Source organism: Xenorhabdus santafensis, from assembly GCF_033949405.1.
Lineage (GTDB): Bacteria > Pseudomonadota > Gammaproteobacteria > Enterobacterales > Enterobacteriaceae > Xenorhabdus > Xenorhabdus santafensis.
The window spans coordinates 1-298 of record NZ_VCDN01000354.1; the positions used below are offsets into that span (position 1 = coordinate 1).

General features: G+C 38.9%; 1 protein-coding gene. It reads right to left on the minus strand.

Annotated features, from left to right (window positions below; genetic code table 11):
• Positions 1-298: hypothetical protein (locus FE392_RS22745; protein WP_500692710.1), on the minus strand; the 298-nt coding region annotated here is incomplete at both ends.

Sequence of the window (298 nt, forward strand, 5' to 3'; positions counted from 1 at the left end):
CATCTGCAATCGCTTCTGGAATTACATCCATACCACGTACTTCCGCTGCATCGTTCGCAAGCCAAAGTCCGATTGTACCAACACCACAATACGCATCTACAATTTTCTCATCGCCTGTTAAAGCAGCTGCTTTTTTCGCTTCATCATATAAAACAACTGTTTGCTCTGGATTCAACTGGAAGAATGCACGTGCTGATAATTCAAATGATAAATCACCAAGTGTTTCTTGAATTACTTCTTTTCCAGCTAATTTAAATGTTTTGTCGCCAAAAATAACAGATGTTTTACGCCAGTTTAC